This window comes from Mycolicibacterium agri (assembly GCF_002553505.1).
In the GTDB taxonomy this organism is placed as follows: domain Bacteria; phylum Actinomycetota; class Actinomycetes; order Mycobacteriales; family Mycobacteriaceae; genus Mycobacterium; species Mycobacterium agri.
Genome location: NZ_PDCP01000021.1, coordinates 45,747 through 60,012, shown reverse-complemented (window position 1 = coordinate 60,012; position 14,266 = coordinate 45,747). Strand labels below are relative to the sequence as shown.

Below are 14,266 nucleotides of genomic sequence, written 5' to 3'. Positions count from 1 at the left end.
CTTAGCTCCGGCCTATCTCCGCACGTAATGCAGCTAACGCCGCGTCGATTCCGGCGGCCCCCTTGCCGGATCCCTGGGCCAACTCTGCCTTGCCGCCGCCGCGGCCGTTCACCGGCGCGCCGAGCACCTTGACCAGTTCGTTGGCCTTGAAGCCGAGGTCCTGCGCGGCCGGGTTGACGGCCACCACGAACGGGACCGTGTCGTTGTCCCCCTCCGCGATGAGCGCGATGACGGCGGGGTCCGAGCCGAGCTTGCCGCGAATGTCGCCGACGAGGCTTCGCAAGTCCGCGGCCGAAGTGCCACCAGCCATCCGCTGCGCCACGACACGGACCTTACCGATTGTCTCAGCGCCGGCCGCGGCATTGGCGGCCGCGGCGCGCGCGTTGGCCAGCCGCATTCGGTCGAGTTCCTTCTCCGCGGCCTTCAACCGCTCGACCAGCTGCGCGACGCGGTTCGGCACCTCCTGGGAGGGAACCTTCAGCGTCGACGCCAGCGCGGCCATCAGCGCCCGCTCCTTGGCGAGGTGGCGGAACGAGTCCAGCCCGACGTAGGCCTCGACCCGGCGCACGCCGGAGCCCACGGACGACTCGCCGAGCAGCGTGACGGGGCCGATCTGCGCCGAGTGGGCCACATGCGTGCCGCCGCACAGTTCCAGCGAGAACGGTCCGCCGATCTCCACCACGCGGACCTCCTCGGGGTAGACCTCGCCGAACAGGGCCATGGCCCCCATCGCCTTGGCCTTCTCCAGTTCGGTGGTGAAGCTGTGCACCTCGTAATCCGCTTCGACGGCCTCGTTGGTGACTTCCTCGATCTGGTTCCTCTGCTCCTCGGTGAGCGGACCCTGCCAGTTGAAGTCGAACCGCAGATAACCGGGACGGTTCAGCGAACCGGCCTGGACGGCGTTGGGCCCCAACACTTGTCGCAGTGCGGCATGCACCATGTGGGTGCCGGAGTGGCCCTGGGTGGCGCCGTGACGCCACCTCGGGTCGACGGCGGCGATAACCGTGTCGCCCTCGACGAACTCGCCGGACTCCACGGTGATGCGGTGCGCCCACAGGGTTCTTGCGATCTTCTGCACGTCGCTGACCACGGCCTTGGCGGTGCTGGACGCGCCCGTGCCGGTGATCGTGCCCTCGTCGGCGATCTGACCGCCGGACTCCGCGTAGAACGGCGTGCGATCCAAGATCAGCTCGATGCGCTCGGCCTGCTGTCCGTTGCGCGACACCACCGGCACCCGCTTGCCGTCGACGAAAATCCCGAGAATCGTTGCCTCGGAGGTCAATTCGTCGAAACCGGTGAACTCGGTCGGGTGCTTGTCGACCAGTTCGCGGTAGGCCGACAGGTCGGCGTGGGCCTGCTTTCGGGCGGCGGCGTCGGCCTTGGCGCGCTCGCGCTGCTCGGCCATCAGGCTCCGGAAGCCCTCTTCGTCGACGGACAGGCCCGCTTCGGCGGCCATCTCGAGGGTCAGCTCGAGCGGGAAGCCGTAGGTGTCGTGGAGGGTGAACGCGTCGCTGCCGGACAGCACGGTGGCGCCCTTCTGCTTCGTCGCGCGCGCGGCCTCCTCGAACAGCCGCGACCCCGAGGCCAGGGTGCGGTTGAACGCCGTCTCCTCGGCCACCGCGATGCGCTGGATGCGCTCGAAGTCGCTGACCAGCTCGGGATACGACGGGCCCATCGCGTCGCGCACGGTGGCCATCAGCTCCCCGACGATCGGGTCGTTGATGCCCAGCAGCTTCGCCGACCTGATCACCCGGCGCAGCAGGCGGCGCAGCACGTAGCCGCGGCCGTCGTTGCCGGGACTGACGCCATCGCCGATGAGGATCGCGGCGGTGCGGCTGTGGTCGGCGATGATGCGGTAGCGGACGTCGTCGTCGTGGTTGCCCTGCCCGTATCCGCGGGGTGCGACCGCGGCGACCGTGTCGATGACCGGGCGCAGCAGGTCCGTCTCGTAGACGTTGTCGACGCCCTGCAGCAGGCAGGCGACCCGCTCCACGCCCATGCCGGTGTCGATGTTCTTGCGCGGCAGCGGCCCGAGGATCTCGAAGTCCTCCTTGGAGGTGCCTTCGCCGCGCACGTTCTGCATGAACACGAGGTTCCAGATTTCGATATAGCGGTCCTCGTTGGCGATGGGCCCGCCCTCGACGCCGTAGTCAGGCCCGCGGTCGTAGTAGATCTCCGACGACGGGCCGCACGGGCCGGGGATGCCCATCGACCAGTAGTTGTCGGCCATGCCGCGGCGCTGAATGCGCTCCGGCGGCATGCCGGTGACTTCCTGCCACAACTGCGCGGCTTCGTCGTCATCGAGATAGACGGTGGCCCACAGCCTTTCGGGGTCGAAGCCGTAGCCGCCCTCATCGACCGGGTTGGTCAGCAACGTCCATGCATACTCGATGGCTTCGCGCTTGAAGTAGTCGCCGAACGAGAAGTTCCCGGCCATCTGGAAGAACGTGTTGTGCCGGGTGGTGTGGCCCACCTCGTCGATGTCGGGCGTCCGGATGCACTTCTGGATGCTGGTCGCGCGGCTCCACGGCGGGGTTCGCTGGCCGAGGAAGTACGGCACGAACTGCACCATGCCGGCGTTGACGAACAGCAGGTTGGGGTCGTCGAGGATCACCGAGGCACTCGGCACCTCGGTGTGACCCCTCTTCACGAAGTGATCGAGGAATCGCTTCCTGATCTCGTGTGTCTGCACGTCGCTTTCCTTAGTCGTTGTCGCAGTCGGCCGGGATCAACCAACCGCACTACAGTACCGGCCTGACTTGTCATGTCCGCGTCAGCCGCGTCAGCCGTCGATGAAGCTGAACCGCACCTTTCGATGCGAATTATCCCTGTTCAAGTCAACGAGCACGACACTCTGCCATGTTCCCAGCAGCGGCTTTCCGCCCTGGACCGGCAGCGTGACCGAGGGCGCCACCAATGCGGGCAACACGTGGTCGGCCCCGTGGCCAGGCGAGCCGTGCGCGTGCCGGTACCGGTCGTCGCGCGGCAGCAGCCGCTCCAGCGTGTCGACCAGGTCGGCGTCGGAGCCCGCCCCGGTCTCGATGATCGCCACGCCCGCGGTGGCGTGCGGCACGAAGACGTTGCACAGCCCGTCGCCGTGGCCAGCGCAGAAGGCCCGCACCTCCTCCGTCAGGTCGACGGTGCGGCGTCGCGACGTGTCGACCTCAACTACATCGGTCTGCATATCGAAAGCCTACGGGCCGAGCCCGCACCTGTTGATTGACGGCGCCGTTTATTACGCGGGTGCCTCGGGTATCTCATCTCCACCCCGTTACCCCCTGGAGGAGAAAATGACCATCACCGGTGTCATCACCGCAATTCTCATCGGCATCGTCGTCGGCGTGCTCGGCCGCCTGCTGGTTCCCGGCAAGCAGCGCATCGGCATGCTGGTGACGATCCTCGTCGGGATCGTGGCGGCCCTCATCGGCACCGCTATCGCCCGCGCACTCGGTATCCCTACTGCCACCAGCGGAATCGACTGGCTCGAACTGCTGGTACAGGTGATCGTCGCAGCCATCGGCGTCGCCCTTGTCGCGGCCCTGATGGGGCGCCGACGGAGCGGCCTCATGGGCGGGCGACGCTCGGGCCTGCTCAGGTAATAAGTAGATAACCTTGTCCCACAGGCGATCCCGGCGGCACCCCTGGCCGCCGGGGTCGCGCATGTTCAGAGGTTGAAAGCCGGCAGGTCGATGCCGACAGCCGCGTTCTCCTCGGATGTGCCCAACTGATAGCCGTAGCGCAGCGCGGTGTGGACGAACCGGGTGACTTCCTCCGGCGTCGGCGGCGGTGCGCCGACGGGACGGCCGATCTCCTTGAAAAACCGGCCCATTCGCGGCGTGGTGATGATCAGGTCGACAGCGGGCCGGTCGGACAGGTTGCGGTGGGCGTGCGGCACGGATCCGGGGACTCGGACGTAGTCGCCGGCCTGTGCGTCGCGCCATTCGAGGCGGCCGCCCTCCTCCACCAATACCTGATGGCCTCCGGCGAGGATGTAGAAGTCCTCGAAGTCGTCGTGTTGGTGCAGCGGAACCGTCACCCCCGGCGGTATCACGCCGCGCATGACGCACACCTCATTCGACCCATCCTCGATCATGGTGAGGAATTCGACTTGCGGCCCGAACACGTCGAGAGCGGGCAGGCCGGCGCCCTCCGCAAGGCGGGTGAGGATCGCGGGGTGGTCCAACGGTGACGTCATCAGATCACTCTGCCATCGCTGGCGGCATCAGTCGACGCGCGGTCGAGGGCTTCGATAGCGTGCGCGACGCCGGCGCCGTAGTCGGGATCTGCCTTGGCGCAGTGCGCGATCCACCGCTGTTGTATCTGGACCGGGACGCCGCGCATGGCGCGCGCCGTGTTGTCGAACAACCGCTTTTGGGCGTCCGGCGTCATCAACCGGAACAGATTGCCCGGCTGCGTGTAGTAGTCGTCGTCGTCCTCGCGGAAGTTCCAGTTGTAGGCCGACACGTCACCGAGCGGTTCCGGCGGCGCCTGGTAGGCCGGCTGCTCCCGCCACTCGCCGTAGCTGTTGGGCTCGTAGTTCAGGGTGCCACCGTGGTTGCCGTCCACCCGCATCGCACCGTCGCGGTGATAGGCGTGCACAGGGCAGCGCGCGGCATTGACCGGGATCTGGTGGTGGTTGACGCCCAGCCGGTAGTTCTGCGCGTCGTTGTAGGAGAACAGCCGGCCCTGCAGCATCTTGTCGGGTGAGAAGCCGATTCCCGGAACAATTCGCGCAGGCGAGAACGCGGCCTGCTCCACCTCGGCGAAGTAGTTGTCGGGGTTGCGGTTCAACACCCACTCGCCCACCTCGATCAACGGGTAGTCGGCGTGCGGCCACACCTTGGTCAAGTCGAACGGGTGGTATGGCACGTTGGCGGCATCCGCTTCGGGCATCACCTGCACGCACAGCTTCCAGCGCGGGAAGTCGCCCCGCTCGATGGCCTCGTACAGGTCGCGCTGATGGCTCTCGCGGTCCTTGCCGATGACCGCCTCAGCCTCGGCGTCGGTGAGGAATTCGATGCCCTGCTGGCACACGTGATGGAACTTCACCCAGTACCGTGCGCCGTCGGCGTTGACGAAACTATAGGTGTGCGAACCGAATCCGTGCATGTGACGGTACGAGCGCGGGATGCCGCGGTCGCTCATCGTGATGGTGACCTGGTGCAGCGTCTCGGGTAGCAGACTCCAGAAGTCCCAGTTGTTGCGCGGGCTGTGCAGATTAGTCCGCGGGTCGCGCTTGACGACGTGGTTGAGGTCGGTGAATTTCAGCGGGTCCCGAAAGAAGAACACCGGCGTGTTGTTGCCGACCAGATCCCAATTGCCTTCCTCGGTGTAGAACTTCACGGCGAACCCGCGGATGTCGCGCGTCGCCTCGGCCGCACCGCGTTCACCGGCCACCGTGGAGAACCGGACGAACATCTCGGTCTGCTTGCCGACCTCGGAGAACACCTTCGCGCGGGTGAACCGGGTGATGTCGTTGGTCACCGTGAAGGTGCCGTAGGCACCCGAGCCCTTGGCATGCATGCGGCGCTCGGGAATCACCTCGCGGTCAAAGTGGGCCAACTTCTCCAGAAACCACACGTCCTGCAACAACATCGGTCCCCGCGGGCCCGCGGTGATCACGTTGTTGTTGTCGACGACGGGTGCGCCCGCGATCGTGGTCAGCTTGCCCTCGGGCAGGCCGTTGTTGCCGTTTGGATTGGTGTTGCTCGTCATGGCATCGACTCAAGCACCGGCGGGCAGCTCCCAGCGCCAGGGAAACCCCCGGGTCCGTCATACCCGTGCATTGCACGGGCGCTTCGGGGCCATCGCGAGTGTCACTGTCGAAGCAGCGAAGGGAGATTCTGATGAATACAGCCGACCGACGAATGATGTGGCATGGCGTTTTCCTGTTCCTGATCGGATTGCTGACCGGCATGCAGGAGCGGCGATTCACCAACATGCGGATGGCGCTTTCCGCGCACCTGGAGGGGGTGATGAACGGCACCTTTCTGATCGCGCTCGGCGCCATCTGGGGCAGCGTGAAGCTGCCGCGTCCGGTGGCCCGTGTCGCGCGCTGGACGGTGTTGTTCGGCACATACGGCAACTGGTTCTTCACCGCGCTGGGGGCCGCGATGGGCACGGCGGCGGCGAATCCGATCCTGTCGCGGGGCCATCACGGAAAGCCGTGGCAGGAACGGGTTGCCGGCGCAGGTTTCCGCAGCATCGCGTACTCGATTCTGGTGTCGGTCGTGCTGATCCTCTGGGGCCTCATCCGGCCGGACTCCGGCGTCGACCACGCAGCCGAAGGACACTGACGATGCGTCTCGTGGTGGCGATGACCGGCGCCACCGGCGCCACGTTGGGCATCCGGCTGCTGGAGGTGCTCGCCAAGCTCGACGTCGAGACCCTCCTGATCCTCAGCGATTGGGCGCGCGCGACGATCAATCTCGAAACCGACTACAGCGTCGACGATGTCCGCGCGCTGGCCACGCGCGCTTACAGTGCGCGCGATCTCGCCGCCGGAATCTCCAGCGGGTCGTTTCGCACCGACGGCATGGTCGTCTGCCCGTGCAGCATGAAGACGTTGAGCGCTATCCGAATCGGCTTCAGCGACAACCTGATCACCCGCGCGGCCGATGTGACGCTCAAAGAACGCCGCAGGCTTGTGCTCGTTGCACGTGAGGCGCCGCTGAGCGAGATCCATTTGGAGAACATGCATTACCTTGCGCGCGCGGGAGCCGTCATCTTCCCGCCGACGGTGGCTTACTATGCGGGTCCGGCGACGCTGGATGAGATGACGACCCACATCACCGGCCGCGTCATTGATCAATTCGGCATCGAACATTCGCTGATCAAGCGGTGGAAGGAAACCGACGGTGAGTACACACACACCCGACCTGCGTAGCTGGTTGGCCACGCTCGACCGTGCCGGCGAATTGCACCACGTCACAGCGGCGGTCGACTGGGATCAGGAGATCGGAGCGATCGCTCGCGTCGCGCTGTCCCTCAACGGGCCGGCGTTGTTGTTCTCCAACATCATCGGCCACGAGAACACCCGCTGCACCAAACTTTTCACATCCGGTATCGGCAACCGGCGCCGAATCCAGTTGATGCTCGGGCTGTCCGGGGATTACACCGACGCCGAGATCGTCCGCCACCTCAAGGACGTCTTCAAAAATCCCATTGCGCCGCGCGTGGTCGAGACCGGACCGGTAAAGCAGAACATTGTCGCCGGCGACGACATCGACCTGTGGCAGTTTCCCGCCCCGCGGTGGCATGCCTCCGACGGCGGCCGCTACATCGACACGTTCTGTGGTGTCGTCACCGAAGACAAGGTCACCGGACGCGACAACATCGGCGTCTACCGCGGCATGATCGTCGACCGCGACAGGATCGTGAAACTGCTGGCCACCACCCAGGGTTGGGGCGGTCACCTCGAACAGTACAAGCCCGAACCCATGCCGGTGGCCGTGGTGTATGGCTGGCACGATGCGCTGCCGTTCTGCGCGGGCAGTCCGTTCCCGAAGGATGTGTGTGAATGGGACATGATGGGCGCCATCCTCGGCCGTCCCGTCGACCTGGTGGCCTGCGAGACGGTTCCGCTGCACGTGCCGGCCAGCGCGGAGATCGTGGTCGAAGGCTTCCTTGACCCCGACCCGGCGAGCTACGCCGAAGAGGGACCGTTCGCCGAATATCCCGGCTTCGTCGACGGCCACGCCGCGCCGACGCCGGTCCTGCGAATCACCAGGATCACCCATCGCGACGACCCGGTGCTGCGGGGCTCGCTCGAGGGTATGCGGCCGGGATTTCTCGTCGAGGACTCGATGCTCAACTATGCGCGCTCGGCGATTGCCTGGAATGTGCTCGAGGCCCAGGGCGTCCGCGGCGTCACCGATGTGTGGATGACGCAGGTGTCCAACGGCACCAACATCGTGGTGCAAATCCGGAAGGGGTACCGCGGCCACGCGCAGCAGGTCGCCGCCGCGTTGTGGGGAACCAGCGGATCCATCTGGTTCTACAAAAACGTCATGGTCGTCGAGGAGGACATCGACATCCACGATCCGCAGGCGCTCGACTGGGCGATGGCATATCGCGTCAACGCCGGCCAGGGTGATATCTGTGTGTACGGGCCGACGATGGGTTCGCCACTGGATCCGTCCACGCCGTACCAGCGGACTAACATGGCCAAGTACGGCTCCGGCGAGTGGCATCGCGTTCTCATCGATGCCACCCGAAGCTGGGACAACGATCCGCGCCCGGAATGGGGCGGCCGCCACTATCCGCCGGTCAACAAAATCGCGCCGGAGTTGGAAGCCCGCATCGCCGCACGATGGCAGGAGTACGGCATCGGAATTCCCTACCTCGATGACGCGCGACGCGAGTTGCTGACGATGGAGAAGCTGAGCAGACGATTCCCCGATGTGTAGTGGGCTAGCCGACGGGAAGTTCGGTCTTGCGCAACTCTTTGCGCGAAGTGACACCGAGTTTGGTGAAGATCTTGCTCATGTGCCATTCCACGGTGCGCGGGCTGATGAACAGTGCGGCGGCGATCTCGGAATTGGTGCTGCCCGCCTGCGCGAGCTTGGCGATGTGGGTCTCCTGTGTCGTCAGCTCCGCCTCGGCGCCCATCCGCTTCCTGCGGACCGTCTCGCCGGTGGCTTCCAGTTCGCGGCTGGTCCGTTCGGCGAATCCGTCGGCACCCATCTCGGTGAACATCTGGAATGCGGTGCGCAGTTGGCCGCGTGCGTCGACGCGGCGGCCTTGCCTGCGCAGCCATTCGCCATACACCAGATGGGTTCGCGCCAGGTATACGACGGCAGGGCTCCGCGTGAAATGACTGATGGCCGTATGGTATTCGGCTTCGGCGACCGGGCCGTCGCTTGTCAGGGCGCGGGACCGGGCCGCTAATCCGAGGGCGGTGTCGGTGCCGCTGGCGGTCGCGCGTTCGACCAGCGCGTCACGCGCTTCGGCCGATTTCGCGAGGTCGCCGCAGTGGATCGCCGCCTCGACCGTCTCGGCCAGTGTGTAGTTGACCACAGCGAAATCGTCGTACTCCAAGGCGGTTTCGCACGCCTTCAGCGCTTCGGCGTACTGCCCCATGCCGTTGTGCAGGACCGCGAGCGCGAACAGTCCCGCCGCAATGGACAATCCCTGGCCGTGGTCGACGGCTCCGTCGGTCGCCTGCGCCATTTCGCGGCATCGCGCCTCCTGCCCGCGGTACGCGGCCAGCAGCGGATCGCTGCGCCGCAGCGGCGGTCCGCCGATCGCGGTCGTGATGGCCTCTGCCTCGGCCAGATGCGCTGCCGCCTCCGCTAGCCGGCCACCGAAGATGGCCGCCGCGGCCGAAGTGGCCAGGCCGACGGGCAACAACGCCAGCACCCCTGCGGCGCGTAGACGTTCGAGTTGCCGTGCGGCGATCCGGCCGAATGCGTCGTGGTCGAACAGGTCGAGGCAGATGCGGGTGGCCATGTCGTACCACCGCAGATCGACCGCATCGGCGGCATCGCACCGTACGAATTCCTCGATCGCGCGTTTGAGCACCGGCGTGCCTGCGGTGTAGCCGTCGGTGACGCGGGTGACCAACGCGTCGAGCATCAGGTCGACCACGCGCTGCGCACCGTCCGTCGTCGCGGCGTGGCGCGCGGCGCCGGCGACCCCCATCACATTGGTGTCCGGCGTATTGGCCAGCCTGCCGGCCAGGATCGCGGTGGTGAGCGCCTCGAAGTAGGTTTCCTTGGCCAATTCCGGGTCGAGGTCGTCCAGCCGTTTGGCCGTGGCCAGCAGCAGCGAGGTCGCTTCTCCCCCACGGCTCGCCGCGAACGCGGCCTTCGCGCGCAGGAGGTCGGTCTTGGCGCTGAGCAACTCGTCCTCGACGCCATTGCTCGCGCCCATCAACAAGCGCGAAGCGGCCTCTGGCGCACCGGAGTTCAGTTTCGCCGACGCGGCGAGCAGGGCCCGCTCGGCACGCGTGCGCTGTTCCGGGGTGAGTTCGACCGCGCACGCCAGGAACGCCGCGGCGGCAGCGGCGCCGCTGCGGGCGCAGGCCTGCTGGGCCGAGCGCACAAGCTGTTGGGCGAGGTCTTCGTCGGGCTTGTTCGCGGCGTGGGCGAGATGCCAGATGCGGTGTTCCTGCGCGGCGGGCCCGTCGACGACGTCGGCGAGGGCCTGATGGGCGCGACGGCGCTCAGACGTCCGCGCGCCGCGATAGACCGCCGACCGGATCAGCGGGTGCCGGAACCGCACGCGGGAGTCGACCGTGATGAGATCGGCCTTCTCGGCGGCCTCGATTGCACTTTCAGCGATGCCGAGTTGGTGCGCCGCCGAGGACAGCCACCTCGGCTCGCCCGATGGTTCGGCGGCGGCGATCAACAGCACGGTCGCCGTCTCGTCGGACAGTTCTTCGAGCCGTCGTCCGAAACCCCGCTCCAGCCGGCTGGTCAGCTGGCCCGCCTCGGCCAGGCCGAAGCCGCCGGCCAGCTCGGCTGGTGAGAGCACGCGATGTAACTCCATAAGCGCCAACGGATTTCCGCCGGCCTCGGCGATGATGTTCTCGCGCACTTGCTCGTTGAGGTCGCCGGGCACGGTCGTGGTCAGCAGGGCGCGGGCGTCGTCGTCGTTGAGCCCGCGCACCTGCACCTCGGGCAGGTCGGAGATGAGCCGGTCGTCACGGCGTTGGCACGCGGCGAAGATCATGACGATCGGGTCGGCGAGGATCCGCCGCGCGACGAACGACAACGCCTGCAGTGACGCCGCATCCACCCATTGCGCGTCGTCGATGACGCAGATCGTCGGTCGCTCGCTGGAGGCCTCCGACAGCAGCGTGAGCACCGCGAGGCCGACCATCAGCCGGTCCGGCGGGTCACCGTCGGTCAACCCCAGCGCGATGCGCAGGGCCCGCTGTTGCGGGTCCGGAAGCCGGTCGAGCCGGCCGAGCAGCGGCGCGCAGAACTGCTGCAGACCCGAGTAGGACAGCTCCATCTCCGACTCGAAGCCGGCGATGCGGATCGCACGGAATCCCGACGCGCGGGCGAGCACGTAGGTCAGCAACGACGTCTTGCCGATGCCGGCCGCGCCGCGCAGCACAACCACCCCGCTGCGGCCCTCGCGCGCCGCCGTCAGCAGACCCGCGAGGACCTGCTGTTCGCGCTGCCGACCCAACAGGCGGCGAGGACCGTCTTCCATCATCTTTTTTGCGTTGTGGATCTGCCGAAGTCTACTCAGCCCGGCAAGGTGTTGCCCTCGATCATGCCGACGAAGTCGGCGCGGACGAACGCCGGGTCGAAGTGGGCCAGCACGTCGTCGTTCATCGTGCCGAAAGTGGTGTCGGGGCGGTGTTTCATCCCGTCGTAGAACGCGTGCAGGATGCCGGCCTTGAAGTCGATGCGCGGGTGCGCGGCGATCACCTCGGAGATCTCGGCCTGGGACAGCGCGTCGAGGTTGAGGCCCAGCACGTCGGTCTCAACACCGGCGGTGACCAAGGCGACCTCGGGCTCCAGGCGATCCGGTATTCCGGGGGTGGTGTGCAGCGCGATGCCGAGCCAGACGTTGCGGGCTTCGTCCTCGGCGATGCCGTGGCCGCGCAGGAATTCGCGGGCGGCGTCGGCGCCGTCGAGTTCGAACCGCTGGTCGGTGCTGCGGTACTCGTCGGTCAACCCGAGGTCGTGAAACATCGCCCCGGTGTAGAGCAGTTCGGGGTCGGCGATCAGGCCGCGACGGCTGCCCTGCAGGCTGCCCCACAGGTACACCCGCCGCGAATGATGGAACAACAGGTCGTCGGCGACCTCTCTGACCAGTTCGGTCGCTTCCCGAACCAGAGCCGTATCTGGGATGAGGATCCCTGCAATCTTTTCTGACATAGCTCAATGGTCAGCGAGTCCGTGGTGACGCCGCGCCCGTGGAAATCCCCGGGCCGCACCCGGGTTCCGGACCCGGGTGCCGGGGGGGTTCGATCAGAGTGACTTGAGCAACACGTCGAGCTTCTCGTAGCCCTCGACCATGCCGCCCTCCATGCCCGAGGACAGCAGCGCGTCACGCGCTTCGGTGTTGGGGCAGATCGACCGCCCGCGCAGCCGGCTGCGGCCGTTGCCGAGGTCTTCGAACCACATGAATTCGATGTTGACCATGTCGGGCGCACCCTCGAATTCGAAGGTCTGGATGATCATCTCGTTCTCCCGCACGGTGTGGAACGTGCCGTTGAAGCGGTAGTCGGCGTCGGACGTCGAGTGCACGTAGCGATAGCCGCCGTGGCTGCGAAAGTCCCACTCCTCGATGCGCATCTCGAGGCCGTGCGGGCCGAGCCACTGCTTGACCAGATCGGCCTCGGCGTGCGCGCGGTACAACGCCTGTACGGGTGCGTCGAACTCGCGGGTGAATTCCATCGCCAGGGTGTCGACGGGGGCGTTGAGGTCGAGTGCGTTGGTCATCGTTTCTTCCCTTCGGTTGTGGTGATCTGTGCCAGCAGCTTGTCGAGCCTGCGGTAATTGCGTTCGGCGTCAAGCCGATACCGGTCGATCCACGCCGTCAGCCGTTCCAGAGCCGCCGCGTCGAGGTGCACCGGCCTGCGCTGCGCATCGCGCGTGCGGGTGACCAGCCCTGCCTGCTCGAGTACCTGAATGTGTTTGGAGACAGCCTGTTTCGTTATGTCGAACGGCTCAGCCAATTCGTTGACCGTGGCGGGCCCGCGGGACAGTCGCGCGACCATGGCTCGCCGAACCGGGTCGGCGAGCGCCAGGAAGGCGCGGTCCATCCGCGCATCCGGGTCGTCACTCCCCACTAGTCAACCTACTCTTTGATCAATGAATTGGTTGACTACGACGCTATGCCTCGCTGCCGCCAGCTGTCAAGGGCTGCCGCCCTTGACGCCCAAACCGACATTTGGGCGTGAAAATGCGAGTGCGCGTCCGCGTAGATTCCGTCTCGCGGAGAGATAACCGCGGCGCGTCAGCGCTTGCGGCGGATGATCGCGCGCAGCTTGTCCAGCCGCGACGCGATCTCGCGCTCGGCGCCGTGGCTGGTCGGCCGGTAGTAGTCGACGCCGACCAGCTCGTCGGGCGGATACTGTTGCGGCACAACGCCATCCGGATCGTCATGGCTGTACTTGTAGCCGACCGCGTTGCCGAGCGCCTGCGCGCCGGAGTAGTGCCCGTCGCGCAGATGCGCGGGCACCAGACCGGCCTTGCCCTCGCGGACGTCGCTCATCGCAGCGCCCAGCGCGGTGGTCACGGCGTTGGACTTCGGCGCGGTCGCCAAATGGACCGTGGCGTGCGCCAGCGTGAGTTGCGCCTCGGGCATGCCGATCAGCTGCACCGTCTGCGCGGCGGCCACGGCGGTCTGCAGCGCCGACGGGTCGGCCATGCCGACGTCCTCGCTGGCCAGGATCATCAGCCGCCGCGCGATGAACCGCGGGTCCTCCCCCGCAACCAGCATCCGGGCCAGATAGTGCAGGGCGGCGTCGACGTCGGAGCCGCGCACGGACTTGATGAACGCGCTGATCACGTCGTAGTGCTGGTCGCCGTCGCGGTCGTAGCGCACCGCGGCCTTGTCCAGCGACTGTTCGATGACGTCGACGGTGACCTTGCCGCCCGACTCGGCGGCCACCTCCAGCGCGGTCAGCGCCCGCCGGGCGTCGCCGGCCGACAACTGCACCAGCAGGTCGATCGCGTCGTCGGCGACCTCGACCTTGCCTGCCAGGCCGCGGGGGTCCTCGATGGCGCGGGTGACGACGGTGCGCACGTCGTCGGGGGTCAGCGGCTGCAACTGCAGGATCAGCGACCGCGACAGCAGCGGCGCCACCACCGAGAACGACGGGTTCTCCGTCGTCGCCGCCACCAGCAGCACGATCCGGTTCTCGACGGCCGACAGCAGCGCGTCCTGCTGCGTCTTGGAGAACCGGTGGACCTCGTCGATGAACAGCACGGTCTGCTCGCCGTGGGCCGCGGCGCGTCGGGCGATGTCGATGACCGCGCGGACCTCTTTGACCCCCGCCGACAGGGCCGACAGCGCCTCGAACCGGCGGCCGGTGGCCTGCGAGATCAGCGAGGCCAGCGTCGTCTTGCCGGTGCCGGGCGGCCCGTAGAGGATGACCGACGCCGCACCCGACCCCTCGACCAGGCGGCGCATCGGCGAATTGGGCTGCAGGAGATGGTCCTGCCCGACGACCTCGTCGAGGGTCGCCGGTCGCATGCGCACCGCCAGCGGGGCCGAGGCGCCGACGGGGCCCATCGCACCCCCGGCCGATGGCGGCTCACCCGGGACGTCGAACAGACCGTCGGACACGCTCCCTGCT

At 67.0% G+C, this 14,266-nt stretch carries 13 protein-coding genes; 4 read left to right on the top strand and 9 right to left on the bottom strand.

Features of this window, described 5'->3' with window-relative positions; all coding sequences use genetic code 11:
* Nucleotide 1: 1 nt before the first annotated feature.
* Nucleotides 2-2,692 (bottom strand): alanine--tRNA ligase, encoded by a 2,691-nt coding sequence (gene alaS / locus CQY20_RS13750; RefSeq protein ID WP_097940646.1) that lies wholly within the window; start codon nt 2,690-2,692, stop codon nt 2-4.
* Nucleotides 2,693-2,782: 90 nt separating this feature from the next.
* Complete coding sequence (locus CQY20_RS13745; RefSeq protein ID WP_097940645.1) at nt 2,783-3,184, bottom strand: secondary thiamine-phosphate synthase enzyme YjbQ; 402 nt, start codon at nt 3,182-3,184, stop codon at nt 2,783-2,785.
* A 106-nt stretch (nt 3,185-3,290) separates the two neighbouring features.
* Between CQY20_RS13745 and CQY20_RS13740 the strand changes: the two genes are divergently transcribed.
* Nucleotides 3,291-3,599, top strand: a complete 309-nt coding sequence (locus CQY20_RS13740; protein ID WP_097940644.1) for a GlsB/YeaQ/YmgE family stress response membrane protein — start codon at nt 3,291-3,293, stop codon at nt 3,597-3,599.
* 65 nt (nt 3,600-3,664) lie between these two features.
* Here CQY20_RS13740 and CQY20_RS13735 read toward each other — a convergent pair whose 3' ends face one another.
* On the bottom strand, nt 3,665-4,195 hold the full coding sequence (locus tag CQY20_RS13735; RefSeq protein WP_097940643.1) for a cupin domain-containing protein: 531 nt from the start codon (nt 4,193-4,195) through the stop codon (nt 3,665-3,667).
* Nucleotides 4,195-5,715 (bottom strand): catalase, encoded by a 1,521-nt coding sequence (locus tag CQY20_RS13730; RefSeq protein ID WP_097940642.1) that lies wholly within the window; start codon nt 5,713-5,715, stop codon nt 4,195-4,197. Before CQY20_RS13730 ends, CQY20_RS13735 begins: the two co-directional genes overlap by 1 nt.
* A 131-nt stretch (nt 5,716-5,846) precedes the next feature.
* Here CQY20_RS13730 and CQY20_RS13725 point away from each other — a divergent pair, with 131 nt between their 5' ends.
* Genes CQY20_RS13725 through CQY20_RS13715 form a run of 3 tightly spaced genes read left to right on the top strand, consistent with a single transcriptional unit; the run spans nt 5,847 to nt 8,408 of the window.
* A complete protein-coding gene (locus tag CQY20_RS13725; RefSeq protein WP_097940641.1) occupies nt 5,847-6,296 on the top strand; it encodes a styrene oxide isomerase in 450 nt (149 codons plus the stop codon).
* Between the two features lie 2 nt (nt 6,297-6,298).
* The gene (locus CQY20_RS13720) at nt 6,299-6,886 is read left to right on the top strand and encodes a UbiX family flavin prenyltransferase (protein ID WP_097940640.1); all 588 of its coding nucleotides are present in this window, start codon (nt 6,299-6,301) and stop codon (nt 6,884-6,886) included.
* Nucleotides 6,858-8,408 (top strand): UbiD family decarboxylase, encoded by a 1,551-nt coding sequence (locus CQY20_RS13715; RefSeq protein ID WP_097940639.1) that lies wholly within the window; start codon nt 6,858-6,860, stop codon nt 8,406-8,408. Before CQY20_RS13720 ends, CQY20_RS13715 begins: the two co-directional genes overlap by 29 nt.
* A gap of 4 nt (nt 8,409-8,412) precedes the next feature.
* On the opposite strand, the gene CQY20_RS13710 is transcribed toward CQY20_RS13715, so the two are convergent.
* From CQY20_RS13710 to CQY20_RS13690, 5 genes are all read right to left on the bottom strand, one after another.
* A complete protein-coding gene (locus CQY20_RS13710) occupies nt 8,413-11,166 on the bottom strand; it encodes a helix-turn-helix transcriptional regulator (protein ID WP_097940638.1) in 2,754 nt (917 codons plus the stop codon).
* A gap of 32 nt (nt 11,167-11,198) precedes the next feature.
* Nucleotides 11,199-11,837 (bottom strand): HD domain-containing protein, encoded by a 639-nt coding sequence (locus CQY20_RS13705; protein ID WP_097940637.1) that lies wholly within the window; start codon nt 11,835-11,837, stop codon nt 11,199-11,201.
* Nucleotides 11,838-11,930: 93 nt separating this feature from the next.
* A complete protein-coding gene (locus CQY20_RS13700) occupies nt 11,931-12,404 on the bottom strand; it encodes an SRPBCC family protein (RefSeq protein ID WP_097940636.1) in 474 nt (157 codons plus the stop codon).
* The gene (locus CQY20_RS13695; protein ID WP_097940635.1) at nt 12,401-12,727 is read right to left on the bottom strand and encodes an ArsR/SmtB family transcription factor; all 327 of its coding nucleotides are present in this window, start codon (nt 12,725-12,727) and stop codon (nt 12,401-12,403) included. The genes CQY20_RS13700 and CQY20_RS13695 overlap by 4 nt, the downstream gene beginning before the upstream one ends.
* Before the next feature lie 194 nt (nt 12,728-12,921).
* Nucleotides 12,922-14,256: a replication-associated recombination protein A gene (locus CQY20_RS13690; RefSeq protein ID WP_097940634.1), complete on the bottom strand. Its 1,335-nt coding sequence runs from the start codon at nt 14,254-14,256 to the stop codon at nt 12,922-12,924.
* Nucleotides 14,257-14,266: the final 10 nt, after the last annotated feature.